Source organism: Lysinibacillus sp. FSL K6-3209 (assembly GCF_037976175.1).
GTDB lineage: Bacteria > Bacillota > Bacilli > Bacillales_A > Planococcaceae > Lysinibacillus > Lysinibacillus sphaericus_D.
The window spans coordinates 1,549,053-1,575,824 of record NZ_CP150264.1; the positions used below are offsets into that span (position 1 = coordinate 1,549,053).

General features: G+C 38.0%; 26 protein-coding genes and 1 pseudogene. 21 read left to right on the forward strand and 6 right to left on the reverse strand.

Going from position 1 to position 26,772, the window contains the following annotated elements:
* Nucleotides 1-127 precede the first annotated feature (127 nt).
* The 4 genes and pseudogenes from MHH88_RS07355 to MHH88_RS07370 all read left to right on the forward strand — a co-directional run bounded on the left by MHH88_RS07355 (nucleotide 128) and on the right by MHH88_RS07370 (nucleotide 3,414).
* Nucleotides 128-274 carry an RAxF-45 family protein gene (locus MHH88_RS07355; protein ID WP_339262174.1) on the forward strand — a complete coding sequence of 49 codons (147 nt, stop codon included), beginning with the start codon at nucleotides 128-130 and terminating at the stop codon, nucleotides 272-274.
* A 106-nt stretch (nucleotides 275-380) separates the two neighbouring features.
* A pseudogene (locus MHH88_RS07360) lies at nucleotides 381-1,795 on the forward strand (ABC-F family ATP-binding cassette domain-containing protein).
* The gene (locus MHH88_RS07365) at nucleotides 1,788-2,579 is read left to right on the forward strand and encodes a GNAT family N-acetyltransferase (RefSeq protein ID WP_339262176.1); all 792 of its coding nucleotides are present in this window, start codon (nucleotides 1,788-1,790) and stop codon (nucleotides 2,577-2,579) included. The pseudogene MHH88_RS07360 and the gene MHH88_RS07365 overlap by 8 nt, the downstream one beginning before the upstream one ends.
* 100 nt (nucleotides 2,580-2,679) lie before the next feature.
* On the forward strand, nucleotides 2,680-3,414 hold the full coding sequence (locus MHH88_RS07370; protein WP_069511825.1) for a hypothetical protein: 735 nt from the start codon (nucleotides 2,680-2,682) through the stop codon (nucleotides 3,412-3,414).
* 64 nt (nucleotides 3,415-3,478) lie between these two features.
* Here MHH88_RS07370 and MHH88_RS07375 read toward each other — a convergent pair whose 3' ends face one another.
* Nucleotides 3,479-3,859, reverse strand: a complete 381-nt coding sequence (locus MHH88_RS07375; RefSeq protein ID WP_024362364.1) for a hypothetical protein — start codon at nucleotides 3,857-3,859, stop codon at nucleotides 3,479-3,481.
* A 196-nt stretch (nucleotides 3,860-4,055) separates the two neighbouring features.
* Here MHH88_RS07375 and MHH88_RS07380 point away from each other — a divergent pair, with 196 nt between their 5' ends.
* Both MHH88_RS07380 and MHH88_RS07385 read left to right on the forward strand, forming a co-directional pair.
* Nucleotides 4,056-4,586, forward strand: coding sequence for an NfeD family protein (locus MHH88_RS07380; protein WP_069511822.1), 531 nt, complete (start codon nucleotides 4,056-4,058; stop codon nucleotides 4,584-4,586).
* Nucleotides 4,587-4,601: 15 nt separating this feature from the next.
* Nucleotides 4,602-6,158 (forward strand): flotillin family protein, encoded by a 1,557-nt coding sequence (locus MHH88_RS07385; protein ID WP_339262180.1) that lies wholly within the window; start codon nucleotides 4,602-4,604, stop codon nucleotides 6,156-6,158.
* 227 nt (nucleotides 6,159-6,385) lie between these two features.
* Here MHH88_RS07385 and MHH88_RS07390 read toward each other — a convergent pair whose 3' ends face one another.
* Together MHH88_RS07390 and MHH88_RS07395 are read right to left on the reverse strand one after the other, a co-directional pair.
* Complete coding sequence (locus MHH88_RS07390; protein ID WP_339262181.1) at nucleotides 6,386-6,922, reverse strand: GNAT family protein; 537 nt, start codon at nucleotides 6,920-6,922, stop codon at nucleotides 6,386-6,388.
* A gap of 28 nt (nucleotides 6,923-6,950) precedes the next feature.
* The gene (locus tag MHH88_RS07395) at nucleotides 6,951-7,775 is read right to left on the reverse strand and encodes a methyl-accepting chemotaxis protein (protein WP_024362360.1); all 825 of its coding nucleotides are present in this window, start codon (nucleotides 7,773-7,775) and stop codon (nucleotides 6,951-6,953) included.
* Nucleotides 7,776-8,076: 301 nt separating this feature from the next.
* Here MHH88_RS07395 and MHH88_RS07400 point away from each other — a divergent pair, with 301 nt between their 5' ends.
* Nucleotides 8,077-9,261 (forward strand): MFS transporter, encoded by a 1,185-nt coding sequence (locus MHH88_RS07400; protein ID WP_339262185.1) that lies wholly within the window; start codon nucleotides 8,077-8,079, stop codon nucleotides 9,259-9,261.
* A gap of 103 nt (nucleotides 9,262-9,364) precedes the next feature.
* Here the strand turns inward: MHH88_RS07400 and MHH88_RS07405 are convergent, their stop codons facing one another.
* Nucleotides 9,365-10,147 carry an SDR family oxidoreductase gene (locus MHH88_RS07405; RefSeq protein WP_081327943.1) on the reverse strand — a complete coding sequence of 261 codons (783 nt, stop codon included), beginning with the start codon at nucleotides 10,145-10,147 and terminating at the stop codon, nucleotides 9,365-9,367.
* A gap of 210 nt (nucleotides 10,148-10,357) precedes the next feature.
* Nucleotides 10,358-10,606, reverse strand: coding sequence for a ferredoxin (locus MHH88_RS07410; RefSeq protein ID WP_024362357.1), 249 nt, complete (start codon nucleotides 10,604-10,606; stop codon nucleotides 10,358-10,360).
* Nucleotides 10,607-10,711: 105 nt separating this feature from the next.
* Between MHH88_RS07410 and MHH88_RS07415 the strand changes: the two genes are divergently transcribed.
* The 7 genes from MHH88_RS07415 to MHH88_RS07445 all read left to right on the forward strand — a co-directional run bounded on the left by MHH88_RS07415 (nucleotide 10,712) and on the right by MHH88_RS07445 (nucleotide 18,223).
* Entirely contained in the window at nucleotides 10,712-11,740 is a 1,029-nt protein-coding gene (locus tag MHH88_RS07415; RefSeq protein ID WP_339262187.1) for a helix-turn-helix domain-containing protein, read from the forward strand.
* Nucleotides 11,740-13,182 (forward strand): ATP-dependent DNA helicase RecQ, encoded by a 1,443-nt coding sequence (locus MHH88_RS07420; protein ID WP_339262189.1) that lies wholly within the window; start codon nucleotides 11,740-11,742, stop codon nucleotides 13,180-13,182. Before MHH88_RS07415 ends, MHH88_RS07420 begins: the two co-directional genes overlap by 1 nt.
* An 87-nt stretch (nucleotides 13,183-13,269) precedes the next feature.
* Nucleotides 13,270-14,025, forward strand: a complete 756-nt coding sequence (locus tag MHH88_RS07425) for a LysM peptidoglycan-binding domain-containing protein (RefSeq protein WP_339262191.1) — start codon at nucleotides 13,270-13,272, stop codon at nucleotides 14,023-14,025.
* 159 nt (nucleotides 14,026-14,184) lie between these two features.
* A complete protein-coding gene (locus MHH88_RS07430; RefSeq protein WP_069511814.1) occupies nucleotides 14,185-14,940 on the forward strand; it encodes a metallophosphoesterase in 756 nt (251 codons plus the stop codon).
* Nucleotides 14,941-15,081: 141 nt separating this feature from the next.
* Nucleotides 15,082-16,047: a YpdA family putative bacillithiol disulfide reductase gene (locus MHH88_RS07435; protein WP_339262193.1), complete on the forward strand. Its 966-nt coding sequence runs from the start codon at nucleotides 15,082-15,084 to the stop codon at nucleotides 16,045-16,047.
* A 69-nt stretch (nucleotides 16,048-16,116) separates the two neighbouring features.
* Nucleotides 16,117-16,677 carry a glycerol-3-phosphate acyltransferase gene (locus MHH88_RS07440; RefSeq protein WP_339262194.1) on the forward strand — a complete coding sequence of 187 codons (561 nt, stop codon included), beginning with the start codon at nucleotides 16,117-16,119 and terminating at the stop codon, nucleotides 16,675-16,677.
* 4 nt (nucleotides 16,678-16,681) lie between these two features.
* Nucleotides 16,682-18,223, forward strand: a complete 1,542-nt coding sequence (locus MHH88_RS07445) for an aminotransferase class V-fold PLP-dependent enzyme (RefSeq protein WP_339262196.1) — start codon at nucleotides 16,682-16,684, stop codon at nucleotides 18,221-18,223.
* Between the two features lie 68 nt (nucleotides 18,224-18,291).
* Here MHH88_RS07445 and MHH88_RS07450 read toward each other — a convergent pair whose 3' ends face one another.
* Nucleotides 18,292-19,260 (reverse strand): asparaginase, encoded by a 969-nt coding sequence (locus MHH88_RS07450; RefSeq protein WP_069511806.1) that lies wholly within the window; start codon nucleotides 19,258-19,260, stop codon nucleotides 18,292-18,294.
* A gap of 83 nt (nucleotides 19,261-19,343) precedes the next feature.
* Between MHH88_RS07450 and prsW the strand changes: the two genes are divergently transcribed.
* From prsW to der, 7 genes are all read left to right on the forward strand, one after another.
* Nucleotides 19,344-20,018 (forward strand): glutamic-type intramembrane protease PrsW, encoded by a 675-nt coding sequence (gene prsW / locus MHH88_RS07455; RefSeq protein ID WP_069511804.1) that lies wholly within the window; start codon nucleotides 19,344-19,346, stop codon nucleotides 20,016-20,018.
* A 99-nt stretch (nucleotides 20,019-20,117) separates the two neighbouring features.
* A complete protein-coding gene (gene sleB / locus MHH88_RS07460) occupies nucleotides 20,118-20,942 on the forward strand; it encodes a spore cortex-lytic enzyme (protein WP_069511802.1) in 825 nt (274 codons plus the stop codon).
* 24 nt (nucleotides 20,943-20,966) lie between these two features.
* On the forward strand, nucleotides 20,967-22,241 hold the full coding sequence (locus MHH88_RS07465; protein ID WP_069512140.1) for a PepSY1/2 domain-containing protein: 1,275 nt from the start codon (nucleotides 20,967-20,969) through the stop codon (nucleotides 22,239-22,241).
* Between the two features lie 86 nt (nucleotides 22,242-22,327).
* Complete coding sequence (locus MHH88_RS07470; RefSeq protein WP_069512138.1) at nucleotides 22,328-22,987, forward strand: flagellar brake domain-containing protein; 660 nt, start codon at nucleotides 22,328-22,330, stop codon at nucleotides 22,985-22,987.
* An 83-nt stretch (nucleotides 22,988-23,070) separates the two neighbouring features.
* The gene (gene cmk / locus MHH88_RS07475; RefSeq protein ID WP_339262200.1) at nucleotides 23,071-23,745 is read left to right on the forward strand and encodes a (d)CMP kinase; all 675 of its coding nucleotides are present in this window, start codon (nucleotides 23,071-23,073) and stop codon (nucleotides 23,743-23,745) included.
* Between the two features lie 102 nt (nucleotides 23,746-23,847).
* A complete protein-coding gene (gene rpsA / locus MHH88_RS07480; RefSeq protein ID WP_069511798.1) occupies nucleotides 23,848-24,984 on the forward strand; it encodes a 30S ribosomal protein S1 in 1,137 nt (378 codons plus the stop codon).
* A 435-nt stretch (nucleotides 24,985-25,419) separates the two neighbouring features.
* A complete protein-coding gene (der, locus tag MHH88_RS07485) occupies nucleotides 25,420-26,730 on the forward strand; it encodes a ribosome biogenesis GTPase Der (RefSeq protein ID WP_024364293.1) in 1,311 nt (436 codons plus the stop codon).
* Nucleotides 26,731-26,772 lie beyond the last annotated feature (42 nt).

Genomic DNA, 26,772 nt, shown 5'->3' on the forward strand with positions numbered 1-26,772 from the left:
GATTATTCCATTGTTAAATAGTGGGATTTTGTAATGATGGTTGTTCCAGTTGTGGAATTTAGACATTCCCAAATTATATGGAATATGGTATGCTATACCTAACTAATTCTAACGGAGGTGAAAAGGAATGAATATAAACGCTACGAGAACAGGTGTAAACATAGAAATTGATATAGCTATTTATTTTACACGTGTTCAAACTTTCGATTTTGCTAACAACGGGATAGGTCTGTCTATTTTTAAGCAAAATCAAATACTAAACGTAGCGAATTAACCATTCTTTTTCACACATATATTGAAGAAAAAGACTGCTTGTTAATTGAGCAGTCTTTTTTGTTGTCTAGAAATGTTTTTTCGCACGTTTTATGGAGGAAAAAACAATGCAAATAAAGGCTGAACAAATACAAAAAATCATCGGTGGCAATGTATTATTTGAAGGACTACAACTGGAAATCAAAAAAGGGGAACATTTAGCGATTGTGGGTGTCAATGGTAGTGGAAAAACAACTTTACTGCAATTGTTAGCGGGGCTCGATACACCTGATGCTGGACGTATTATTAAAAGTAAAGGAGCAACTATCGGCTATTTACACCAAATTCCAAGCTATCCTTTGCTTACTGTCAAAGAAGTACTGGAGGAAGCATTTGCTGACATCTACAAGTTGAAGGCAAAAATGAACACACTGGAACAGGCTATGCAAGTGGAAGGTACGGACAAAGTGTTACAACAATATGGTCAAGTTCAGGAACAATTTATGCTACAGGGGGGCTATGAAGTCGATGCGCAATTAGTTGCTATTGCAAATGGACTTAACATTACGTCTTTACTTTCTGTGCCCTTTGCAAGCATAAGCGGTGGGGAAAAAACAAAGGTAATGCTAGGTCAAATGCTTTTAAGTAACCCATCTATTTTACTTTTAGATGAACCAACCAATCATTTAGATATGCAAGCAATTGAGTGGCTCGAGTGATACAAATGAAGGCGATAAGTCATGCATTTGATAAGCCATTATTTAAGAATAGTCATCTATCGGTCTATTTTGGCGAACGTCTCGCGATTATAGGCAATAATGGTAGTGGAAAATCAACCTTGCTAAAAATGATGTTAGGGGAGATTGTACCGAATCAAGGAGAGTGTAAAGTAGGTAGTAGTGTAAAAATAGGATATTTATCGCAGCAATTTGACCATGAAAATCCTGCCATTCGTTTAATTGATGCCTTTCGAGAATGTGTATCCGTATCAGAAGCAGAGGCGCGTCATTTGTTAGCACAGTTTCTGTTTTATGGATACGATGTCTTTAAGAAAGTGAAGGACTTAAGTGGTGGGGAAAAGATGCGTCTGCGTCTCGCGCAATTAATGCATGAAGATATTAATTTACTTATTTTAGATGAACCGACTAACCATTTAGATATAGAAGCAAGAGAGGTATTAGAAGACACCCTTGAATCCTTTACAGGTACTATTGTTGGTGTATCTCATGACCGCTACTTCTTACAAAAAATCTTTACAAAAATTGCATGGATTGAGCAACAAACGATTTATGTATATGAAGGGGATTATGAATGGGCAAGAACAAAGCATGTTCTTGTTGAGCAAGTGCCAGAAGTAAAAGTGGACAGTAGCACAAAGACAAATGAACACAGTGTTAAGGAAATTCCGATTGAAGAACAAATTGAAAAGGTAGAGGTTAAATTAAAAGAACCAACACTTGCTAAAGAGCAACGTCAAAAATTGGAACAACAGCTAGAAGCTCTATATGTAAAATGGTTGGAAGGAGGAACAGCACATGCATAAGCTCGAAGACATTATGCAGTTAGACATTGACTATATCAATGAATTTAGTGAAATGGAACGATGTCCTGAAGGAGTATTTTTTTACAATAAGGAAATGCCTATGTACTATGACGCCAACCATGCACATATATGGAAGAGAGTAGAGCAAGCAGAGACATGTTTAACTAGTATAAAACAATTCTATCACTCAAAAGGCTTGATTCCGAGAATGTATTTATATAATGTTGAGGAAAATCATCACTGTGTGGAGGCATTATCATCACATGGTTTTCAATATGAGTCTTTTACGAATGATATCCAATGTTGGAATGGCGAAAATGTTATATTACCGAATAATCCAGCGATTCGCATTGAACGTGTGGCAGATACAAATGTACAAGAAGCACTAGAAGTTGAAATGAGTATTTCTACATTTGGTGAGCCTGCTTTAATAAAAAAGGCGTTCGATAACATGTACCGTTCACCGCATTTTACGTACTATTTATTAAAAATGGATGGTGTTCCTTGCTGTACGGCCAATTTGTTTATATCTGGTCGTCAAGGTCGAGTTGAAAGTGTTGCAACATTAGAAAGCTATCGCGGAAGAGGATTAATTGGTTATGTATTGCAGCATATTCAAAAAGAAGCTGTTAAAAGAAACTTAGAACATCTTTGGATATTGCCTATTAATGAGCAAGTCGCTAAAGTATATGAAAAGGCAAATTTTTATTCTTTTGGTAAAATAAAATCAATACATGCCTTTATAGAAGGGAAGACGATTCAAGAAATAAGGTCTGCAAAATAAACATGTATCCGTAAATTTTGAAGGTAAATTACTTGAAAAAAAGTGGTATTCGATTTATTGTCTTTAGAGATACTTGTTAAATGGACTTGGAGGATATGGAATGCACGGAATTTATATACGCTACAATGTCTCAGAAAAAAACCAAGAAGCAAAATGGCCCCGAAAAGTGGATGCATTTGCGTATGTTCAACGAGGAAAACCACAACAAGATAATGACAACATGCTTTCAATGGAGGAGCTAAGAAGTCATGCAATCCGATATATTAAAAGTTTAAAAGAAAATGCGAGTGCCCATTTAGTAGAGCAACATAAAGGGGAAATTGAACATTTCGATCGCCGCTATATGGAGTCGCTAAAAGTCAAAGAAAATATCGATTCACAGCTTATTAATCTTGAAGAAGTTCGCTTATTATTGCAATTGATGAATGTATTGAATTTATCGCATAGTTTTGGTGAAAATGCTGGAAAGCTATTACGTCAAATTACGCCATATGCAAAAGATATAGAGCATCCAACGTTCCAAACTACGCGAGTTGAACGTCATTTTTATAGTGAAATGATTGAGCAAATAGAAGCAATATATGCACGCATTATGCGTCAGCACAATCCATCCACGACAGAAATTCAGCAATCGGAAAAATTATGGATGAGCGTTTGTGAGCAAGCAATTGACAAAGTAGAAGCACGCATTGAGCGCTTATCTTCTATTAAATTAAAGCATGAAAAAAATTTATTAGAGTTCAGTCAGTTAAAGCAACAAAACATTGAGGCGAAGGAACGGTTAGACCATGCCGTCAATGAGCTCGATACGATTTTAAATGTACTAGAATCTTAAACTAGCTATATACAAAAAAGGGCATGTCGCCAATTAGCAATGAACACTAATTGGCAACATGCTTTTATTTTGCATTATTTTTTTCTGCTTCTTCACGCTTCCATTGGCGATAAACTCGTAATAAGTCAAACCCTAGTACAATCACGATAAGATAGAAAATAGGGCTATTATAAGATAAGCCAATTTCGGACTCGCCACCTAATAATGTGAGCACAATCCAAAGACCAACTGTATAAAGTGTTAAACCAGCATATGCTTTTTTGGATAGCTTTTTATATGTACCTTTTGATGACACTAGATTTATACCTACTAGGACAATTAATATAACAAGAATAATTTTTTTCGACAATATTTCTGCTAACGGAGTGGCAGGGAAAAAATCATTGACGAATAGTAAAGTGAAAAAAATGAAAATACAAACATTAATAATTGTTGATCGCTTCATGCAATATCTCCTTCGATGCCTTTATTCTTTTCTATTGTAACATGGTTTAAGTTGAAGAAATAAAAATACGCAAAAGAATGACAAGGGATAAATGCTTGCTTCTTAATTTTAAAAATTTTGATAATCTTAAAAATTATGAAACTTTTTTCTTAGGGCATCCGTATAGTAGGTAATATGATGAAAAGGGGTGAACAACTTGACGCTATTTGGCTATTCACTCGAACAAATTTATTTGGTGGTATTAATTTTCGCGGGACTTGCAACGATTTTGTTTATGTTTTTCGGCGAAGTAGTCGAGGGCATTGGGGATGGTCTACCGATTTTTAATCCAAGTGTCATTTTATCATTCTTAACATTGATGTCAGCAGCTGGATTTATATTAGAAAAGTTAGCCTTTTTCCCTAGCGTATGGAACATAGGTGTGGCTGCTATCATCGGCGTGATTTTAAGTGCCCTATTTTATTTATTTATTCTTGTTCCACTAAAATCAGCGGATGTTTCATTAGCCTATACGGAACAATCTCTTGAGGGGCAGTTAGGTAAAGTGATTGTACCAATACCAGAAGATGGCTTTGGTGAAGTTGTTATTGAGACAACGAGCGGTATGATTGCAAAGCGCGCAGCAGGCTATGATAATGAGGTCATTGATTATGATTCGACCGTCCTTGTTGTTGAAGTGAAGGAAGGCACTCTTTTTGTAAGAGCCTATGAAAAAAAGTTTATATAAAGGAGAGATACAGTAATGTCAATGGAGATTTTAATTGTCTTGGGAATTGTAGCATTTATTTTAATCGCACTAGTGGCACTGTATGTAACAAAGTATCGTACAGCGGGTCCTGATGAAGCACTGATTGTGACAGGTAGCTATCTTGGCTCAAAAAATGTACATAAAGATGAGTCAGGAAACCGTATTAAAATTATTCGTGGGGGCGGTACATTTGTCTTCCCAATTTTCCAGCAAGCACAACCATTAAGCCTATTATCAAGTAAGTTAGAAGTGACAACGCCTGAAGTTTATACAGAGCAAGGTGTTCCCGTAATGGCGGATGGTACAGCGATTATTAAAATTGGTGGTTCCATTTCAGAAATCGCTACAGCGGCTGAACAGTTTTTAGGAAAGCAAAAGGCAGAACGTGAAGGGGAAGCACGTGAAGTATTAGAAGGACATTTACGTTCTATTTTAGGATCGATGACAGTTGAGGAAATTTATAAAAATCGCGATAAATTTTCGCAAGAGGTACAACGTGTAGCTTCTCAAGATTTAGCGAAGATGGGTCTTGTCATTGTGTCCTTTACAATTAAAGATGTGCGCGATAAAAATGGTTATCTTGATTCACTAGGGAAGCCTAGAATTGCACAAGTGAAACGTGATGCAGATATTGCAACTGCCGAGGCAGAAAAAGAAACGCGCATTAAACGAGCAGAAGCATCAAAAGAAGCACAAAAAGCCGAGCTAGAACGGGCAACAGAAATTGCGGAAGCGGAAAAAGAAAATCAATTAAAAGTGGCGGAATTCCGTCGTGAGCAAGATATAGCCAAAGCTCGTGCCGACCAAGCTTATGAATTAGAAACTGCACGTGCGAAGCAGGAAGTAACAGAGCAAGAAATGCAAATTCGCATTATTGAACGTCAAAAGCAAATTGAATTAGAAGAAAAAGAAATTCTACGTCGTGAAAAGCAATATGATTCAGAAGTGAAGAAAAAGGCAGATGCCGACCGCTATGCAGTTGAGCAAAATGCAGAGGCGGAAAAAATGCGTGAGCTTGCACAGGCAGATGCGGAAAAATATCGTATTGAGTCGTTAGCAAAAGCGGAAGCGGAGAAAATACGTTTAGATGGTATTGCGAAAGCAGATGCTGAGCGTGCACAGGGTGAAACAGATGCCGATATTATTCGTCTTCGTGGTCTAGCCGAAGCAGAAGCAAAACGTAAAATTGCGGAAGCCTTTGAATACTACGGTCAAGCAGCTGTCCTGGATATGGTTGTACGCATGATGCCTGAGTACGCAAAAGAGCTTGCAAGTCCACTTGGCAATATTGACAAAATTACAGTTGTTGACACGGGTAGTGGAGAAGGAGGCAGTGGTGCGAACAAGGTCACTTCTTATGCAACGAATTTAATGTCAACCTTGCAAGAAACATTAAAGGAAACTTCCGGCATTGATATGAAGGAGTTAATCGAAAGCTATGCGGGCAAGCATACATTGCGTCCAGAGCTTGAGCGTATTGCAACGGAGCTAGTGAAAAAGCCAGAGCCTGTTGTGACGACAGAACAAGTAAAAGAAACCGTCGAACAATAAACATTGAGAAAAGCTACCTAAAACTTCGGGATTAGGTAGCTTTTTTATGCTAAGTGGAACTTTTAGTGGCGATGGATGAAGTAATAGTAGCGCAAAGAGAGATACAAAGGGCGATTAATTAAGAATTCTTGGCGCAAAGTAAGATGCATATGGCGATTAATTAAGTTTTAGTAGCGCAAAGCCAATTACTATTAGCGGTGAATCTCGTTACCCAATAGTACCGATGCTTATGTCCATTCGCTTGCAAGCATGCCGTAAACGACGTGATCTACATAGTGATCGTATAGCCATTCTGCCGCGCGAATTGTTCCTTCCATTTTAAAACCAAGTCGCTCTGGAATCGCGCGACTTTTTGTATTGCCAACAGCAACACGGATTTCCACTTTGTTTAACTGGAGCTCGACAAAAGCATACTTTAATAGCGCTTGTACTGTTGTCGTCATAATGCCGTGCCCTTGAGCATCTGCACTAAGCCAATAGCCAATGGCTGCAATTTTATTTGCATGATTAATCGTATTAAAACCCGCAATGCCTACAATTTTATCGCGGAAAATAATCACAAAGGACATATTACTTTTTGCTTCATAGCCAGCAATACAGCCTTCTATATAGCCTTTTGTATCCGCTAGTTCCTTTGTGAAATCTAACCATGGTAACCATTCCCGTAAATATGTTCTCGATGTATCTGTTAGTGCGAAAACCGTTTCTGCATCATCTAGCGTGATGGTTCTTAACATTAGTTCGTGATTGATTGTAATCTGCATTGGTATTGTAGCCCTCCGTTTCCGTAGTTTATTTCAAGGCATTATGCATGAAGCCCTTCATTTCTTGACTTAATGTTGTGAGTTCGTCGATAATTTCACTAAAATCTTGGACAAGTTGTGCTTGTTCATTAGTTGCGTCGGAGATTTGACCCATGTTTTTCTTTAAATTATCAAGATTTCTAGTAATATTGCGCAGAGAAGCTTCAATATTTTCCGTGGCACTTGACGTTTCAAAAGAAAGTTTTCTAACTTCCTGTGCTACGATATTAAAACCAGCTCCGTGCTGACCCGCACGCGCAGCTTCAATCGAGGCATTTAAGCCAAGTAAATTTGTCTGTTGAGAAATGTTTTTTATTAAATCTGTGACATCATTTGTTTTTTCAGAATCTTCTAGGGCATGTTGTGCCTGTTTATTAATTTCCTCACTCGTGGCAGCTAACTCCTCCGAATGAGAGGCGATGTTATGTACTTTATCTTGAAGGTTATAGACGATACTATCCATTGTATTCATATAATGTTCGAGTTTTAGCTCATTATCGATAGGAAGTCCAAACGCTAGAGCGCCGATTACTTTGCCATTTTCTCGAATTGGGAATGCAAAGGCGTTAATGGCAATGCCATATACATCCTCGGGTATGATGACATCTGCATTTTTTCCAGTAAAGGCGATGTAAACATTTTGATCATTTGCATTTACTTGTTGCCCATCTACATAACCTGAGTCAACACGTTTGCCTGCTAAATATTTTACAACTGTTTCACTTTCTTTATCAACGACAGCTACAATGGCTTCTTCTTTTAATGCAAGATGGATATAGTGCGCTGATTGTGCTAAAGCTTCGATTATTTTCATGAAATACCTCCAAATTGTAGAATAACAGTCATTATATTACTCACTGTAGCATATTAATGCCGAATTCAACATAGCAAAAACATGAATTTAACATTAAATCACTATTATTGCTATTAAATATATTAATTGGGAAAAATAGAAAGAATACTATTTAGCAATGTATAGAATTGTCAAATGAAAATGGTAGAAAATATAAAGAAGTTCTTTGTTTTTGTCTATTTTTCGACAATTCACACTGTATTTTGGAGAATATTGCATTAGAATAATAGATAGATGGACTCGTAAATGGAAGGAGATTGAAATGGAGTATATAGAGAAAGGAACAAAGGCATTCCACAAAGCAAATTGGGCTTTATTTTTAGCTGGATTTATTACCTTTGCGAATTTATACGTTTCGCAGCCATTGTTACCGACATTTGCAGAGGAATTTCATGTCTCGCCAGCAGTTGCGAGTTTGTCACTATCGGTGACTACATTGGCACTGTCAATTAGTATGATCATTGTCGGCTCATTCTCTGAGGCGTGGGGAAGAAAGTCATTAATGACGCTTTCGATATTTGCCGCATCCATTTTGACGTTAGCACTCGCTTTTTCACCGAATTTTGAAACGATATTAGTATTGCGTGTTATTCAAGGTGTAGTGTTTGCAGGCTTACCAGCAATTGCGATGGCTTATTTAGGAGAGGAAATGAACCCATCTAGCCTTGGTATTGCAATGGGACTTTACATAAGTGGTAATTCTGTGGGTGGTCTTAGTGGACGTGTCATTATTGGTACATTAACAGATCTTTATAACTGGCAGGTTGGTATGATTGTACTTGGTGTTATTAGTTTAATCATTAGTGTGTTATTTGTCTGGATGCTACCGAACTCGCAGCATTTTTCGGCACGGCCGTTACAAATAAAAGCTTTAAGCAAATCACTTATGCAGCATTTAAAGGATCCATCCATGCAGTGCTTGTTTGCAATTAGCTTTGTGCTAATGGGAAGCTTTGTGACACTTTACAATTATATTGGTTTTAAATTAATGGCACCTCCCTATCATTTGAGTGCCACAATTGTCGGTTGGATATTTGTAATTTATTTAGTTGGGACATTTAGCTCCGCGTGGTTTGGCAGTTTAGCTGATCGTTTTGGGCGACAAAAAATGCTATTGTTAGCCATTGCAATTATGCTTGCTGGTGCCATTATTACTTTACAAGGTCTATTACTATTAAAAATAGTAGGGATTACAGTGTTTACCTTTGGCTTTTTTGCAGCCCATTCAATCGCAAGTGGATGGGTGAGCAAACGCGCTACTCATGATAAAGCACAAGCATCTTCTTTATATTTATTTTTCTACTATTTTGGCTCTAGTGTCGGTGGGACGGTAGGGGGCATATTTTGGATGCATTTTGGCTGGTTTGGTGTGGTTGCAATGATCACGATCTTTTTAGTCATTGCTTGTGGGCTAACATTTGTTTTAAAAAGCATTATTGCCAAATAACGGTTCGTTACTGGGCATTAGATTTTAGTCTTACATCTAGGCATTAATAAAAGCAAAGAAAAAGTGTTAGATTGATTGTCGTCAATCTAACACTTTTTAGGTGTTAACCCATAATATTATAGCCTGCGTCAATATAGATTGTTTCGCCTGTTACACCACGTGATAAGTGAGATAACATCACGATTGTCATATCAGCTACTTCATCTTGTTGAACATTACGTTTTAACGGTGCTGTCTCTTCAATTTTGTGTAAAATTGTATTAAATGAAGGAACACCTTTCGCAGCAAGTGTACGAATAGCACCTGCAGATATTGCATTGACACGGATATTGTCTTGACCAATATCAGCAGCAAGGTAGCGCATAGATGCTTCTAATGCAGCTTTGGCAACACCCATTACGTTGTAGCCATCAAGTACACGTTCTGCACCTAGGTAACTCATTGTTACAATAGAGCCGCCTTCTGTCATGTATGGATGTGCTGCTTTTGCTGTTGAAATAAGGGAATAGGCGCTTGTATCTTGGGCAAATGCATAGCCATCACGAGTTGTTTCTAAAAAGCGATTGTGTAAATCTTCTGCATTGGCAAATGCTACTGAGTGCACAATACCGTGGATAACGCCAACTTTTGAACCGATTTCATCGAATGCTGCTTTTGTGCTTTCATCACTGTTCACATCGCATTGCACAACAAGAGCATCTGCATGCCCATAGTTTTCAAGTTGTTTTTGTAATTTTTTTAAAGAACGTTCCTGACGATACGTGAAAATCACGTTTGCCCCTACATCAAATAAACGTTTAGCAATCCCCCAAGCAATACTGCGATCGTTTGCAACGCCCATTACGACAATATTTTTATCTTTTAATTGTAATAAATTATCCATCATTTATAAGAATCCCCTTTACGAAATAATATCTGTTATTAGTACCAACTACTAAAATCTTATCATACATAAATTATGGTTGCAATAACAAGATGAAAAGGGCATAAAATTGATTTCAATGCGTTCTTCAATTCTAGGAAACATTGAGTTTGTTAATGACAAATGCATAAAAAAAGGCACCCTTTATTGGATGCCTTTTTAGTAAGGTATAGACTATTCGAATTTTAAAGAGTCGCCGTCAAAAGGTTCGTCAGCCACTTTGATAGAATCAGTTGGGCAACCTTCAAAAGCATCTTGCATGTCTTCTAGTAGATCTTCTGGAACTTCAGCAGTTCCCATGTTATCATCTAAAATAACGAAGGCAATTCCTTCATCATCATAATCATAAATATCTGGTGCTGCGGCTCCGCATGCGCCACAAGCGATGCATGTATCTTTATCAACAATTGTGTATTTAGCCATTTCTTTCTCTCCTTTTACGATGTTCCTACAAAGCTTCATACTCATTTTAAAGATGTTTAACTGACATTTCAACCTAATACTATTAAATTGGAGGAATTTGCTTCAATGTTTTATCAAATTTTATTGCAAATCTTTCAAAAACTAAATAACGAACGTACCGTTTCAGCGGCCTATCATATCCTTAGAGGAAAGCGTTCAGGCCAGACCATTCAAGATGTTGGACTGTTTCAGTTACATAACTATTTTGGATTACTTCCAAAGCTGCCTCGTGCGACATTTGATGAAGCTGTTTCTACCTTTTTGCAATATAGTTGGTTAATTATGCAGGAATCAGGTCACTATTCCATGAAAAAGCTAGGTTTACAGCGAGCAGCGCAAACACCATCTTTTTTATTTGACGGTTGGCATTATCGAGGAAATGAACAGGTGTTTTTTGCACGGCTTTCCTTAGTTGTACAAAGTTTGTCCTATCAAAAAGAGGGGATTCGGTCATTTTCACCTATAAGTAAGGATACACAAGTACAATCATGGGTCCGTGCTTTTTTACAAGACCAGCAGTATCAATCAGGGCATTTGCAACAGCAATTACTAGATGAATGCTTGCGTGTCTTCGCAACACTAGCCGTTTCTGAAAGCAATAAGCAACTTGCCCTTTATCGATTGAGTGGCTATAGTTTACCAGGTTGGACATGGCAGCAACTTTCCATCGAACGCAAAGAAACGGTACTTGATAGCCAATTAGCATTTATTGAATTACTACATACACTATTGAATGAAGTGCATGCAACAAACAACTACCCGTTGCTTGGCAAAATAGCAGAAGAATTGCGAGTAAAGGCATTGTTGACAGATTCGACACAGCAAACTGCCTATTTATATGACCAAGGGTATTCAATTGAGCAGATTGTACAAATTAGAAAGTTGAAACAAAGTACAATTGAAGATCATTTAGTTGAAATAGCAATGAACGAACCGAACTTTTCGATTGGTCCGTTCGTCTCTTATGAGGAAGCGGAAAAAGTTTGGCAGGCTTCCAAGCAATATCAAACAAAGAAATTAAAGGCATTGCATGAAGTGGTCAATGACTTGAGTTATTTCCAGCTCAGACTTGTCCTCGCGAAAGGAGAAGTATAATGGAACTAGAGCAAACATTAGCAAAATATTTCGGTTATTCCACCTTTCGGCCAGGTCAAAAAGAGGTAATTGAAGCAATTCTTAGCGGGAAAGATGTTATTGCATTATTGCCAACTGGCATGGGTAAATCATTGTGCTATCAATTGCCCGCTTATTTATTGCAAAAACCAGTGTTAATAGTGTCTCCGTTATTGTCTTTAATGCAAGATCAAGTAGAGCAACTGAAGCGATTTGGTGAAAAAAGAGTAGTAGCATTAAATTCATTTTTAACAGTAGAAGAAAAACGATATGCACTCCATTTTTTAGAACAGTATCGCTTTATTTTTACATCGCCAGAGATGCTGTTACAACAACAGGTGCAGGAGAAGTTAGCAAATATGACGTTAAGTCTTATCGTTGTGGATGAAGCACATTGTATCTCGCAGTGGGGATTTGATTTTCGTCCGGATTACTTGCGCATCGGCGACTGGTTTTCACAAGGTAATCGTCCTCCTGTATTAGCGTTATCTGCGACTGCAACTGAAAAAGTAGTAAAAGATATTCATGCTACACTATCACTGCATGCACCGTTTAAATTTATGTATAATGTTGATCGTCCAAATATTCACCTCGGACGTGTTCTTTTCGAGGATAGGGCCGATAAAGCAAGATGGATAGTGGAACATGTAAAAAAAACAGCTGGACCAGGTATTTTATATTTGTCATCACGCAAGCGAGCTGAGCAATATTGTGAACTGTTTATGCAAGCGGGTTTGCGAGCTGCCGCTTATCATGCAGGCTATAGCGCGGAGGACCGTCAATTTATTCAACAGCAGTTTATCGATGGAGAGTTAGATTGGATTGTGGCGACCAATGCGTTTGGCATGGGCATCAATAAGGGAGATATTCGACAGGTGATACATGAAACAATGCCTGCCAATGTCGCGAATTATATGCAAGAAATTGGGCGTGCAGGTCGTGATGGTAAACCTGCACTTGCGATTTTACTTTACAGCGATGGTGACGAGGAACTGGCGAAATTTGTAGTAACAGGAGATTTACCGTCATCTAGTCATGTCGATCGCTATCAAGAACTTGTATGGCAGCGTATTGCCCCCTCTCAAATGTTAAAAAATGGTGAGTTGAGTGAAACAGCCTTTCGTGTGCTAGATTATTGGCTCCATCAGGAATCTGAAGAACGAGTAAAAGCACGACTTCATCATTTCGCACTTGAAAAATATCAGGCAGTAGATGAAATGTTAAAAATTACAAAGACAAAAAATTGTATACGTGAGCAGCTTGTCGGGTATTTTGGGCAAAAATTGCAGAAAAAACCTGAAAACTGTTGTGAAAATTGTGGAATCCATTATGATGAAATCAATACAGTACGCATGAAGGAAGAGAAGAAAGTAGAAATGATGGCGTGGGAAAGTCGATTAAAACAGCTTTTAATAAGCGACTAGACTAAACTTACGGTCATTTACTTTTTTCGCAAAATTCGTCATAATAGAATGATAGAAGAATGCGTAGCAAGGTTGGAGGAAAGTCGAATGAGTAAAGAAGACTATCGTGATAAAATCGAAGAACATCGTCAGTCATTTGAAGAAGAACAACAAGAACAGCAAAATCTATCTAGAGTTTCAAGAATGAATAAAAATGGAAGTAATAACAAAAAGCCGAAAAATACAAAACAACGTAAATTTCCTTTAATGACGATTCTTTTTGTTACATTTATCTTAATTCCATTAACTATATTAATTTATTTTGTGCAATTCTATGATCCTGGTAAAACGATTGAAGAAGCTGAAAAAGATACGATGGATGCTGTAGTAGAAATTGATAAAACTGATGGAAAAGCGGAAGCTTCTACATCAGCGGATAAAGAAAAAGATGATAAGGCAAATGAACAAGCAAAAGAACAAGCGCAAAAAGATGCTGAAAAGCTAGCTGCACAACAAAAAGCTGCTGAAGAAACAAAGAAGACAGAAGAAGCGAAAAAGGCTGAAGAGGCGAAAAAAGCAGAAGAAGCGAAGAAAGCACAGCAACAGGCAGAGGCAGCGAAAAAGGCTGAAGAAGCGAAAAAAGCTGAGCAAGCACGTAAAGCAGAACAAGATCGTAAAGCAGAACAAGAAAAGCAAAATGTGACACAAGTAAAAACACATACAGTTAAACCTAATGAAAATCTATATCGTATTGCATTGAATCACTACGGTGATGGTAGTGAAGCAACGCTAGCGAAAATTCGAGCTGCGAACGGTATGACGTCTGACACGGTAATTGTTGGGCAAGTCATTAAACTACCATAAGAAAAACGGTGTCATTCTTTGGCAACGATGTTTTTCTAGTATAAAATAAAGGACAAACGTCAACACCAACATAAGGTTGAGGCAAACGTCTAATTAGCAAAAAGGCGATTCTATAGCGTATTGAATCGCCTTTTTGCTATCGTAAGGAGAAGTGAGGGAATGCTATATATTGGACTATTTCTTTTAATAGTTATCGCCTTCCTACTCTACATGTGGAAGGTCGCGCACGAAAATAATGTGTTGCACCATCGATTATCACTTAAAGGTCAACCAGAAAAGATTCGGCTATTTTTTATTTCAGATACGCATTTACGGAAAATTAATCGCCCAATGATTGAGCGATTAGAAAGTACATTTGATGCGGTCATTATCGGTGGAGATTTTGCAGATGGACGCACGCCAATTCAGCGTATTCATGAAAATCTCGATTTATTGACACCGTTAGGCCCTACTTATTTTGTATGGGGAAATAATGATAGAGAAGTGGGTGAGGAGCGACTTCGAGCTATATTACAACAGCATGGTGTAAAGATTATCGCCAATGATGCTGTGTTATTGCCTAATAAGAACCGCTTTTGGATAAGTGCTATAGAAGATACTTCGACAATGAAATATAGTTTTGATGCTGCTTTTGAAAAAGTGGGTGAGGAGGATTTAGTCGTTTTTATTTCACATAATCCAGGTGTCTTTGCCCGAGTAAGAGCAAAATTTAGAGCTGACTTAATGATTGGTGGACATTTACATGGTGGGCAAATACGAGTTGGTCCATATGGGGTGCATCCACTAGGCTCCTATCGACAACGAGAAGGTATTATGACGCTCGTAAGTAATGGCTATGGTACAACTTTATTGCCATTTCGTTTAGGAGCGAAACCAGAGTGTCATATTATTGACATTGATATTTCGGATAAATAAACAACCAAAAATGTATAGAAGGCGTATAATGGAAACGATAGTTGATTTTGAAATCATTATGTAGATACCCTAAAGGGAGTTCATCTGCAACAGTTAAGCATCTGTGTTTAATAGATGCCAATTTGATAGGAGTGTCAAACAATGCAACAAGTCGATGCAATTATTGTTGGAGGAGGCCCTTGTGGTTTAGCCGCAGCAATATCTTTGCAAAAAATTGGTTTACAACCGATTGTAATTGAAAAAGGAAATATCGTAAACGCTATTTACAATTATCCTACACATCAAACTTTTTTTAGTACGAGTGAACGTTTAGCGATTGGTGATGTACCATTTATTATTGAAGGACGGAAGCCAAAGCGAAATCAGGCACTTGTTTATTATCGTGAAGTAGTGCGCTTGAAAAATATTCAAGTAAACCGTTTTGAAAAAGTCGAAAGTGTTGTTAAATCAGGGGAACTATTTACTGTTACGACGGATAAGGATGTATATGGAACACCCTATGTAGTCATTGCAACGGGTTACTATGATCATCCTAACTATATGGATATTCCGGGCGAGGCATTACCTAAAGTTCACCATTATTTTAAAGAAGGTCATGAATTTTTTGATACAGATGTCCTTGTGATTGGTGGCAAAAATTCAGCAGTAGATGCAGCTTTAGAATTAAACAAAGCGGGCGCTCGCGTCACAGTTGTTTATCGAGGTAGCGAGTATTCACCAAGCATTAAGCCTTGGGTCTTACCAGAATTTGAAGGTGTTGTGCGCAATGGAGAAGTCATAATGCATTTTAATACAATTGTGAAGGAAATCCGTGAACATGAAGTCATCATCAATATTGATGGTCGTGAAGAAATGATAAAAAACGACTTTGTCTTTGCTATGACAGGCTATCATCCAGACCATTCATTTATCCGTGCGATGGGAGTTACAATTGACGAAGAAACTGGTCGACCATTTTGTCACCCAGAAACAATGGAAACCAATGTAGCTGGGTTATTTATTGCTGGGGTTATTGCAGCAGGAAATAATGCCAATGAAATTTTTATAGAAAATGGCCGCTTCCATGGGGATTGTATTGCTCAAGCTATTGCGGAAAGAAAGCTATAAAAGAAAAAGGAAGCTGTATAGGCATGAACTGCTTATACAGCTTCTTTAGACTGTAGAAGGAGGGGAATAATGACTTGGTTTTATTGGCTATTTAGTTATAGTGTTGGAAACTTTTTGACGGCTTATTTCGTTGGAAAAATGTATGGTGTCAATTTGCAACAAGAACGCAGTAAAAATCTAGGAGCCAGAAATGCAGGGAGTGTAATTGGCAAGGCGGCATTTATGTGGACATTTTTAGGGGATGCATTAAAAGGTGTACTTGTTGTCACAGTAGGCTATTTCTGGCATTTGGAACAGTGGGTAATTATGGCTGGAGCCTGTTTCGTGATTCTTGGTCATTTATATCCGATTTGGCTAAAATTTAATGGTGGTAAGGGGGTTGCAACGTTTATTGGTGTTGGACTTGCCCTATCTCCATCTTTATTTTCAATGATGATTGTCGGTACAGCTATTGTACTTGGTATAACAAGAAGTTTAACACTTGGCATGTTAGGTGGCTTTGTATTTTACATTGGCGCAATTGTACTGACAGGACATTTACAGTTATACATACCGATACTTGTTGCCATTATGTGTATGCTATTGAAGCATTCATCCAATATAAAGGAGTCATTGAGAAGAGGGAAGTGAAATTATGTACTGGTGTAAAGTCGCACAGACAGAAAAGGAATTTGATGCAATCGCGCAGTTGAATTATGAAACTTTTGTTGAGGAAATTCCACAACATGAACCCAATGCGCTGAAAAGAAAAGTCGATCGTTTCCATGATGAAAATACGTATTTAGTGGTATATAAAGGTACTGAGCTGATCGGTATGTTAGCCTTTCGAGATCAGCGGCCGTTTTCAATCGACGAAAAAATCGGTGAAGTGGAGCAATTTTTACCAAAGGAGATTTGTACAAAGCTTTGTGAAATTCGCTTACTGGCAGTGAAAAAGCCTTACCGCTCAGGTCGAGTACTAATCAGATTAACACAAGCATTAAATGCCTTTGCGTATGAAAAGGGGTACTCAGCAGCTGTTATCTCAGGTACTACTCGTGAGAAAAAGATGTATAAACAAATGGGCTTTAGCCAATTTGCACCTGCGGTAGGAACAACAGAAGCACTGTTTTTACCAATGGTTTTAACTAGGCAACAATTTGAACAGTCGTTACAACAAAAACTTGCACAGGAAAGTTATACATTTTACCCAGGACCAGTGAAACAGCTAGGACCTATTGTGTATTCTGATATGTCGCACAGGTCACAAGCCTTTCAATCGCTCTATGCACGTATGCGAAGCAAGTTGCTTGAATTATCTGGGGCTAAACAAGTCGCTACAATCGTTGGATCAGGGACGCTAGCAAATGAAGTAATGCTTGGACAACTCAAGGCTCAGCAAGCAGGGCGTGGACTTATTTTAACAAATGGCGAATTTGGAGAACGTCTTCATCAGCAGGCAAAACGCTGGTTATTGGATTTTGATGTGGTTACGCAAGCGTGGGGAAGTGCATTTGACATACAGGCGGTGGAGGATTTATTACAAACAGGGGCTTATCAGTGGCTACTGATGGTGCACGGAGAAACGTCAACAGGTGCATGCAATGATTTACACGGGATGAAGCAGTTGGCTAAGCGCTATAATATAAAACTTTGTGTTGATTGTATTAGCTCTTTCGGCGCTATGCCGTTTTTATTGGACGATTGTTACTTAGCGACAGCGGTGAGTGGTAAAGCTATTGGGGCACTGAGTGGCTTGGCCTTTGTGTTTTCACAAGAACTTGAAGAGCCTGTAACAGCGTTGCCTGCTTATTTAGATTTAACCAATTATCAACATGGAACGATTCCGTATACACTACCAGCAGCACTTGTTGGGAATGTAGTGGAAGCCTTACAAGCCTATCCAGCACGTTATCATCAACTACAGCAGCGCTATGAAGCATTATTGCAGTTGCCTTTTATGCATTATCGTTTACCGATTACAGCGTATCCAATGATCATCACTATACAATGTCCAAATGGCTTAACTAAGCTAGCAACAGATTTAAAATTAAACGGGTTATTTGTGCATGCAGATAGTGCCTATTTACAGCAGCGAAATTTCATACAGTTATCCGTGATTCAACCTGATTTTGAGTTAGCCTATAGTCGCTTACAAAATCTGTTAACTTTTTATAAGCAAACAGTGGATTTATAAGTGACACTCTAATAACTATAAACTGCCCCCAATTGTTAGGTGGTGTCTAACAATTGGGGGCAGTAGTATTACTGGAAAAATTCTTTTAAGTCTAAAGGATTTCCTGCTGTATTTAGGCCGATTAGTAATTTTAGGCGTGCTTTTTGTCCATTAATGCCTGTGGCGAAAATTGCGCCTAAGTCTTCAAGCATTTTACCACCACCAATGTAGCCATATACGCCTTCTGCGATGCCATTGAAGCATCTAGAAACTAGAACGACCGGAATACCTCGTTCCAATAGACTTTCGATGCCTTTTACAACTGTTGGCGGTACATTGCCTTGTCCAAGTCCTTCAAGTACAACACCATCATATTGGCAGGCAAGGACAACATCGAGTAAATCAACTTCCATACCCGCATATACTTTTAGCATCGCTACTCGTTTTGTTAAGCTTTGTACATCTACGTATTGGCGACGAATCGGGGCATGATGAAACAGAATACGTGTTTTTGTAATAAGTCCGACTGGGCCATATTGTGGAGATTGAAATGTATTAACTGAGCTCGTGCTCGTTTTTGTTGTGTTGACAGCCAAATGGACTTCGTCGTTCATTACAACTAGCACACCTTTGTCTTTTGCTTCGGCATCTATCGCTACACGAACAGCTTCCACTAAGTTGTATATGCCGTCAGCACCTAGCTCATTAGAGGAGCGCATAGCACCTGTTAAGACAATTGGAATGGATAGATTGGTTGTTAACTCTAAAAAATAGGCAGTTTCTTCTAATGTATCTGTGCCATGTGTAATAACCACACCATCAAATTGTTCTGTTGAAGTTTTTTCCATAATTAAGTTACGTAAATGAAGCATTTCATTTGGTGTTATATGCGGTGAAGGAAGATTAAACGCCTCCACTTCTTTTATAGTTGCCAGTGTATCAAGTTTTTTACTCTCTTTTATAAGTGGATTTTCCTTATTGGGCATCACCGCACCTTCATCACTCATTGCCATGGAAATTGTGCCACCCGTATGAATTAATAAAATTGTTTTTTTCATAAAAAATATATCTCCTTTTAAAAAGTTTTTTTGTCATTACATGGTATAATGATATCAGTCTATTGTTGAAAGGAGCCGGCAACATGATCATCCTTTTATCAGCTGCCATTGCTCCCGGTCTAGCGCTTTTTAGTTACTTCTATTTGCGCAATCAAATGGCAACGGAGCCAAGAAGAACTTTACTTCAAACGTTTTTGTATGGTGCTTTTCTAACTTTCCCTATCTTGTTTTTACAATATGTATTAACGGAGGAGGGAGTTTTTCGATATCTTTATTTACAAGATGTCCTTTTTTCAAGTGTCATTGAAGAGTTTTTTAAATGGTTTGTTCTGTTAATAGCTATTTACAATCATGTGGAATTTGATGATCCTTATGATGGTATATTGTACGGTGCAAGTATATCTCTTGGGTTTGCTACGATAGAAAATGTATTATACTTATTTTCTTTCGGTTTGAACACGGCCTTTATGCGCGCGTTATTACCTGTATCTAGTCACGCTCTGTTCGGTGTAGTAATGGGCTATTACTATGGACGTGCTAAATTTTCCAAAAATGCAAAGACAAAAGAAATGATTGCTATGGCCATTTGCGCACCGGTAGTATTACACATTTTATACAATACAATATTATCATTTAAAGGGCATTGGGTATATTTAATGATACCGTTTATGTTATTTTTATGGTGGTTTGGCTTACGTAAAGTAAAGTTAGCGCACTATCATCTTGTCCAACATTTGCATATGCATAAAAAAATATAAAAACGTAGAAATCTATAACGATTTCTACGTTTTTTTCTTTTTTATCAATGTATAAAAAGTGTCGTTTGTTTCAAGCTATAAAAAAAAGGAGTGATGATTGTGCGTTTATTAAGCATACTTTTTGCTTTCCTATTTGCGATTAGTATAGTCTCGATTCCGCAAAATGACGCCATCGCGTTTAGCGATCAACAGATTGCTCGTGGTGCTTATGGAGATGACGTGATTGAGCTGCAAGCTAGACTACAATACTTAGGATTTTATAAAAGTAAAATTGATGGGAAATTTGGCTACAACACGTATTGGGCACTGCGAAATTTCCAAGAAAAATATGGCTTGCCGATTGATGGAATAGCTGGGGCAAAGACGAAAAAAGCGTTAGCTGGCTATTCAGATTATGATGAGAATTGGGTAAAAGCGCAATTAAAAGCAGGCAATCAATTTACCTATTATGGTGGTGTGCCTCTTGATCAACAGGTGAAAAATAGTGGTGGAGGCAGTACAGCAAATAGTGGTGATAGCAGTGGTAGCAGCAATAGTAATGGTACCGATACACAAATTCCACCAAAGTATACAGAGCGAGATTTACAGCTAATCGCTAATGCCGTTTACGGAGAAGCGAGGGGAGAACCTTATGAGGGGCAAGTTGCTGTAGCAGCAGTTATTTTAAATCGACTAGAAAGCCCTGATTTCCCTAATACAATATCAGGTATTATATTCCAACCATTAGCATTTACAGCAGTAGCAGATGGACAAATTTGGCTAGAACCGAACCAACGTGCAAAGGAAGCGGTCATTGATGCTATGAATGGCTGGGATCCATCGGAAAATGCCCTTTATTACTTTAATCCAAAAACAGCAACAAGTAAGTGGATTTGGACTCGTCCTCAAATAAAACAAATAGGTGAGCATATTTTCTGTTCATAGAAAGGGGGAAAACAATTGAGAACAATGCTCGTTATTTTAACAATAGCAGTAATTGGTTTGGGTGCCTATAGCATTGATTTACATGGCGATAAAGAAAGTTTACAACGTACTGTCCATGCGCAGTATACAGAAAAATTAACGGACGCTTCTGAAAAATTATCATACTTACAAAGAGCCGTTTCACAATCCTTATTATTTAAGGATGAACAGGCGATCGATAGTGAGTTAGATTCTATTTGGCGACTCAGCTCTGAAGTACGCTCTTCTATTGCGAATATTCCAATTGGGCAAGAACTTTCTAATCAGTGGCTAGGTTATTTAGGAAAAATAGGAGATGAAGCAAAGAAAACAGCAAAATCGGGGGATTATGAAGCATGGCGAGAAAAAATGCCACAAATTTCCACTAATTTACAAGCTTTATCTGACGAGTGGACGACAGCTACTGTTGATTACTACAAGCAAGATGGAAAAATGGATGTTTGGATGCGTCAAGTAGACAATAAAAATCCTAATACCTCTTTCGATAACATTCAAAAGACACTAAAAGATTATGGTGAAAGTGATTTCCCGCTTACTTTAAGTGAAGCCGATTGGCAAAAGAAAATAGAATTAAAAGCTTTACAAGATTCAGTTATTACGGAAAAAGAAGCATTGGAAAAAGTGAAATATTTATTCCCACTTATTAAAGATGCTACATTTACTGTGACTAAAAGTAGTGATACCGCACCATATCCGTTTTATCACATACAGTTCCACCAAGGTATTCGCTTAGGCTATGTAGATTTAACTGAAAAAGGAGGGCATTTACTGTCCTATTTAGTGGAACGTCCTGTGGATGAAGCAAAACTTTCCCAAGATGAAATTATTAAAAAAGCTGAAGAGCATTTAAAGCGATTGGAAATGAAAGATGTTGCTTATGTTGAAGCACGTGAAAATCATTTAGCATGGCATGTTACTTTTGCGCGCGTTCATCCTGGTGATAATGCATTAATATATGCGGATGGCGTTCAGTTAAAAATTGCAAAAGATACTGGAGAATTACTTGGTGCCAATGCAATGGAATATATCCAAGAAGAATCAATTAAACCTCAAAAGGCTAATCCAATTGATTGGAAATCTTTCTTTGATGATAATGTGCGCGTGGAAGAAGTGAAAAATATTTATACGGATAATGGACAATTCGAGCAACGCCTTTGCTATGAAGTGATAGCCGTTCGAGATGAACAGACGCAAGAAACATTCCGTATTGTCATTGATGCTGAAAATCACAATGTTTTAAAAGTAGAATATTTAACCTAAGATAAAGAAAAAGCTCCCAGTTCATATAGCCAAAATTTACATCCCATGCGATAATGGAGGTATATATATTGTTCGGGGAGATGCTCATGGAAATAAAAATTGGAACACTATTACAACTAGAACCTACTTATACAGAACGTATAGAGAAATTCCGCTGTAAAGTAGTTGAACAAAAAGACAATATTCTTTATATTGACTATCCAACCAATGTAGTAACAAAGAAAACCGCTTTTTTAATAGATGGTTCAGAATTTAGGGCAACCTTTCGAACAGAGGATAAGCTTTCCTATGCATTCAATACAGAAGTAATAGGACGCAAGGCGGGCAATATACCGATGATTATGTTGCATTGCCCACAAGAAGATGAATTTATTAAAATTCAACGCCGTGAATATGTTCGTGTTGATACACCTGTTGATGTGGCAGTTCAATTTAATGAATTTAAGTATCAACTAGTAACAGCGGATATAAGTGCGGGTGGTATTGCACTGATTTTGAAAGGTGATGTAGCTTTTAAAGACGGTGATGATGTTAAGTTAACAATTGTCTTACCATTTGCCAATGGAGATGTTATTTATGTCGTAACAGAAGCTACTGTTGTTAAGATTTTTGAAAAAGAAGATAAGACAATTGCTACCATTCAGTTAACAGATACGGATGATATTGATCAACAACATATCGTACGTTTCTGCTTCGAACGTCAGCTAGTAAATCGTCGTAAAGAATTAAATCCTTTTGATGATTAAAATCACAGTAGCCCTCTTGCAAATAGAGGGCTTTTTTTTGTTAGTATGATACAATATGGTGTGAAAGAAAGTAGGGAAGCATAATGAACAAAAACATTCAAATTGCGATTGACGGACCTGCAGGAGCTGGAAAAAGTACAATCGCGAAAATCGTTGCAGAATCACTAGGATTCACGTATATCGATACGGGTGCAATGTATCGAGCAGTTACGTATAAAGCTATGCAACAAAACATACATTTAGATGATGAAGCAAACTTAGCAGCAATGTTAGCAGTTAGCTCAATTGAATTAAAGCCATCTCCTCAAGGTCAACTTGTTTTTTTAGACGGCGAAAACGTATCAGATGCAATTCGCTCTAACGAAGTGACATCATCTGTTTCACAAGTAGCTGCACATGCCAAAGTGCGTGAATTGTTGGTCGCACAGCAGCAAAAACTTGCTGCAAATGGTGGTGTTGTGATGGATGGACGGGATATTGCTACGCATGTGTTAAAAAATGCTGAACTCAAAATCTTCATGTCTGCTACTGTAGAAGAACGTGCAAGACGTCGTTTTATTGACAATGAAAAAAGAGGGATAGCGTCTTCAATAGAAAAGCTCCAAGAAGATATTGCTTTGCGCGACAAAATGGACAGTGAGCGCGAAGCATCGCCACTGATTCAAGCAGCGGATGCTATATTTTTAGACACAACGGAGCTATCAATTGATGCCGCAGCACAGGCCATTTTAAAATTAGCACAAGAAAAAATGGTATAAATCCTAAAATTTCAGACATTTTTTGAATTTAAAGGATTTATTTTTGTCTTTGTCTTCAATATCGAATAAAATAGTAAGGGAAGATGCGAAGGAGGGTTACATATGTCTGAAGAAATGAACTATGCAGAACAAACGTTTAACGAAGGTGATATCGTCAAAGGTATTGCAGAGCAGGTTGATGAAAAAGCGGTAACTGTTTCAATTCCAGGTGCACCGTTTGACGGTATCGTACCAATAAGTGAATTATCGAGCTTACACATTGAAAAAGCGTCTGACGCAATCTCCGTTGGGGATGAGTTAGAATTGATGATTACAAAAGTTGAAGAAGGAAACTATGTATTATCAAAACGTAAAGTAGATGCCTTAAAAGCATGGGATACACTAGAACAACAATTTGCTGCTGAGGAAGTTTTCGAAGCGGAAGTAAAGGATATTGTTAAAGGTGGTCTTGTTGTTGATTTAGGAGTACGTGGCTTCGTTCCGGCATCCTTAGTAGAAGATTATTTTGTTGATGATTTTGAAGATTATAAAGGAAAAGTATTAAACTTTAAAATTGTTGAGCTAGATAAAGAAAAAAATCGCTTAATTTTATCACATCGAGCTGTAGTTGAATCTGAGAAAGCGTCTCAGAAGAAAAATGTCATTAATCAAATTAAAGCTGGGGATGTATTAGACGGTAAAGTGCAACGGATAGCATCGTTTGGTGCATTTATTGACCTTGGTGGTATCGATGGGCTTGTCCATATCTCACAAGTATCACATGAGCATGTAAGTGATGTCAGTGAGGTTTTATCAGAAGGACAAGAAGTGAAAGTGAAAGTTCTTTCGGTAGATCCAGAGAATGAGCGTATCTCATTATCCATTAAGGAAACAATTCCTGGACCTTGGTCGAATATTGAAGAGCGTGCAGCGAAAGGCACAGTACTTGTAGGGAAAGTCAAACGCCTTACGTCCTTTGGTGCTTTTGTAGAAGTGTTCCCAGGAGTGGAAGGCTTAGTGCATATATCGCAAATTGCACACAAACATATTAACACACCACATGAAGCGTTAAAAGAAGCGCAAGAGGTACAGGTGAAGGTGCTGGATGTTAACGTTGACGAAGGTCGTCTAGCATTAAGTATAAAAGATTTGTTGGAAAATCCAGAGGCTGAAGAAGTAATCGATTATGAATTACCAGAAGAAAACACAGGTTTCTCTCTTGGTGATGTCATCGGCGATCAACTGAAAAACTTTAAATAATCATGACATGCGAGGATATGATGTTGTATCCTCGCTTTCGTCTGTCATCATATGATAATTAAGCTACATAGGAATGAATCTATGCAAGCCCCATCACTGCGCTTCTAGTGAGCGAGTAAGAGCTTCTACCCATGGCATTTGCCTAATAAATGAGTGAAGCCATGTCTAGCTCGCTGCTTACAGAAGCCTATTTGGTGAGGCTTACTTTGTTTACATGTTAATTTGCCGATTTGGTGATACTAAGCGAAATGGCACGTGCGCAAAGGAAAATAAATAGGTGAATAATACGAGGAATAAAGAGCACGTTGGGACAAAAAACAACGATTATGTCGAGCAGAAAAGTAAAAAGTACTCTCCTCGATGGATATGTTATGATATAATGGCATTTTTCGTGTATAATAGCGAAAGATAAGAAGTTGGAAGGATGAAGTACAGATGACGAAACCAGTAGTAGCCATCGTAGGTCGTCCGAACGTAGGTAAGTCGACGATTTTTAATCGTATCGTTGGAGAACGTGTCTCGATTGTAGAAGATATTCCGGGAGTAACACGTGACCGTATTTATAGTTCGGCAGAGTGGTTAACACATGATTTTAATATTATTGATACAGGTGGTATCGAAATTGGAGACGAACCGTTTTTAGAACAAATTCGTCAACAAGCAGAGATCGCTATTGAAGAAGCAGACGTTATTATATTTATGACGAATGGCCGTGAAGGCGTAACAGCAGCAGATGAACAAGTTGCAAAAATTTTATACAAAACAAAAAAGCCTGTCGTTCTTGCAGTCAACAAAATTGATAATCCGGACATGCGTGAAATGATTTATGATTTTTACGCACTTGGCTTTGGTGAACCTTGGCCAATTTCAGGCTCTCATGGCTTAGGCTTAGGGGATTTATTAGATGAGTGTGCAAAACACTTCCCTCAAGAGGATGAAAACCAATATGGCGATGACGTAATTAAATTTTCTTTAATTGGCCGTCCAAATGTCGGGAAATCATCACTCGTCAATGCCTTTTTAGGTCAAGAACGCGTTATTGTCAGCAACATTGCAGGTACAACGCGAGATGCAATTGATACACCTTACGAATATGATGGGCATGAATACGTCATTATTGATACAGCCGGTATGCGTAAAAAAGGAAAAGTGTACGAAACGACAGAAAAATATTCTGTGTTGCGTGCGCTACGTGCCATTGAACGCTCTGACGTTGTATTAGTTGTTCTGAATGCTGAAGAGGGCATTCAGGAACAGGATAAAAAAATTGCAGGCTATGCACATGAGGCTGGAAAAGCAATTGTTATTGTCGTTAACAAATGGGATGCGATTGAAAAAGACGAAAAAACAATGAATGTTTTTACTCAGCAAATCCGTGAGCACTTTTTATTCTTAGACTATGCTCCAATTATTTTCGTATCAGCCAATACAAAACAACGAGTACATCAAATTTTACCGATTGTGCAGCGCGTAAGTGAAAATCATGCAATGCGTATTCAATCGTCTATTCTGAATGAAGTGATTGAAGATGCTGTGGCACGTAACCCAGCGCCGACTGACAAAGGTCGCCGTTTACGTATTTACTATGCTACTCAAGTGGCGATTCAACCACCAACGTTTGTGGTATTCGTCAACGAAACAGAATTAATGCACTTCTCTTATGAGCGATTTTTAGAAAATAGAATTCGTGAAACATTCGATTTTGAAGGGACGCCAATTCGTTTAATTACACGTGCCCGTGCATAATTTAACATATTACACATTCAGTACGCCAACCCGACAATTGTT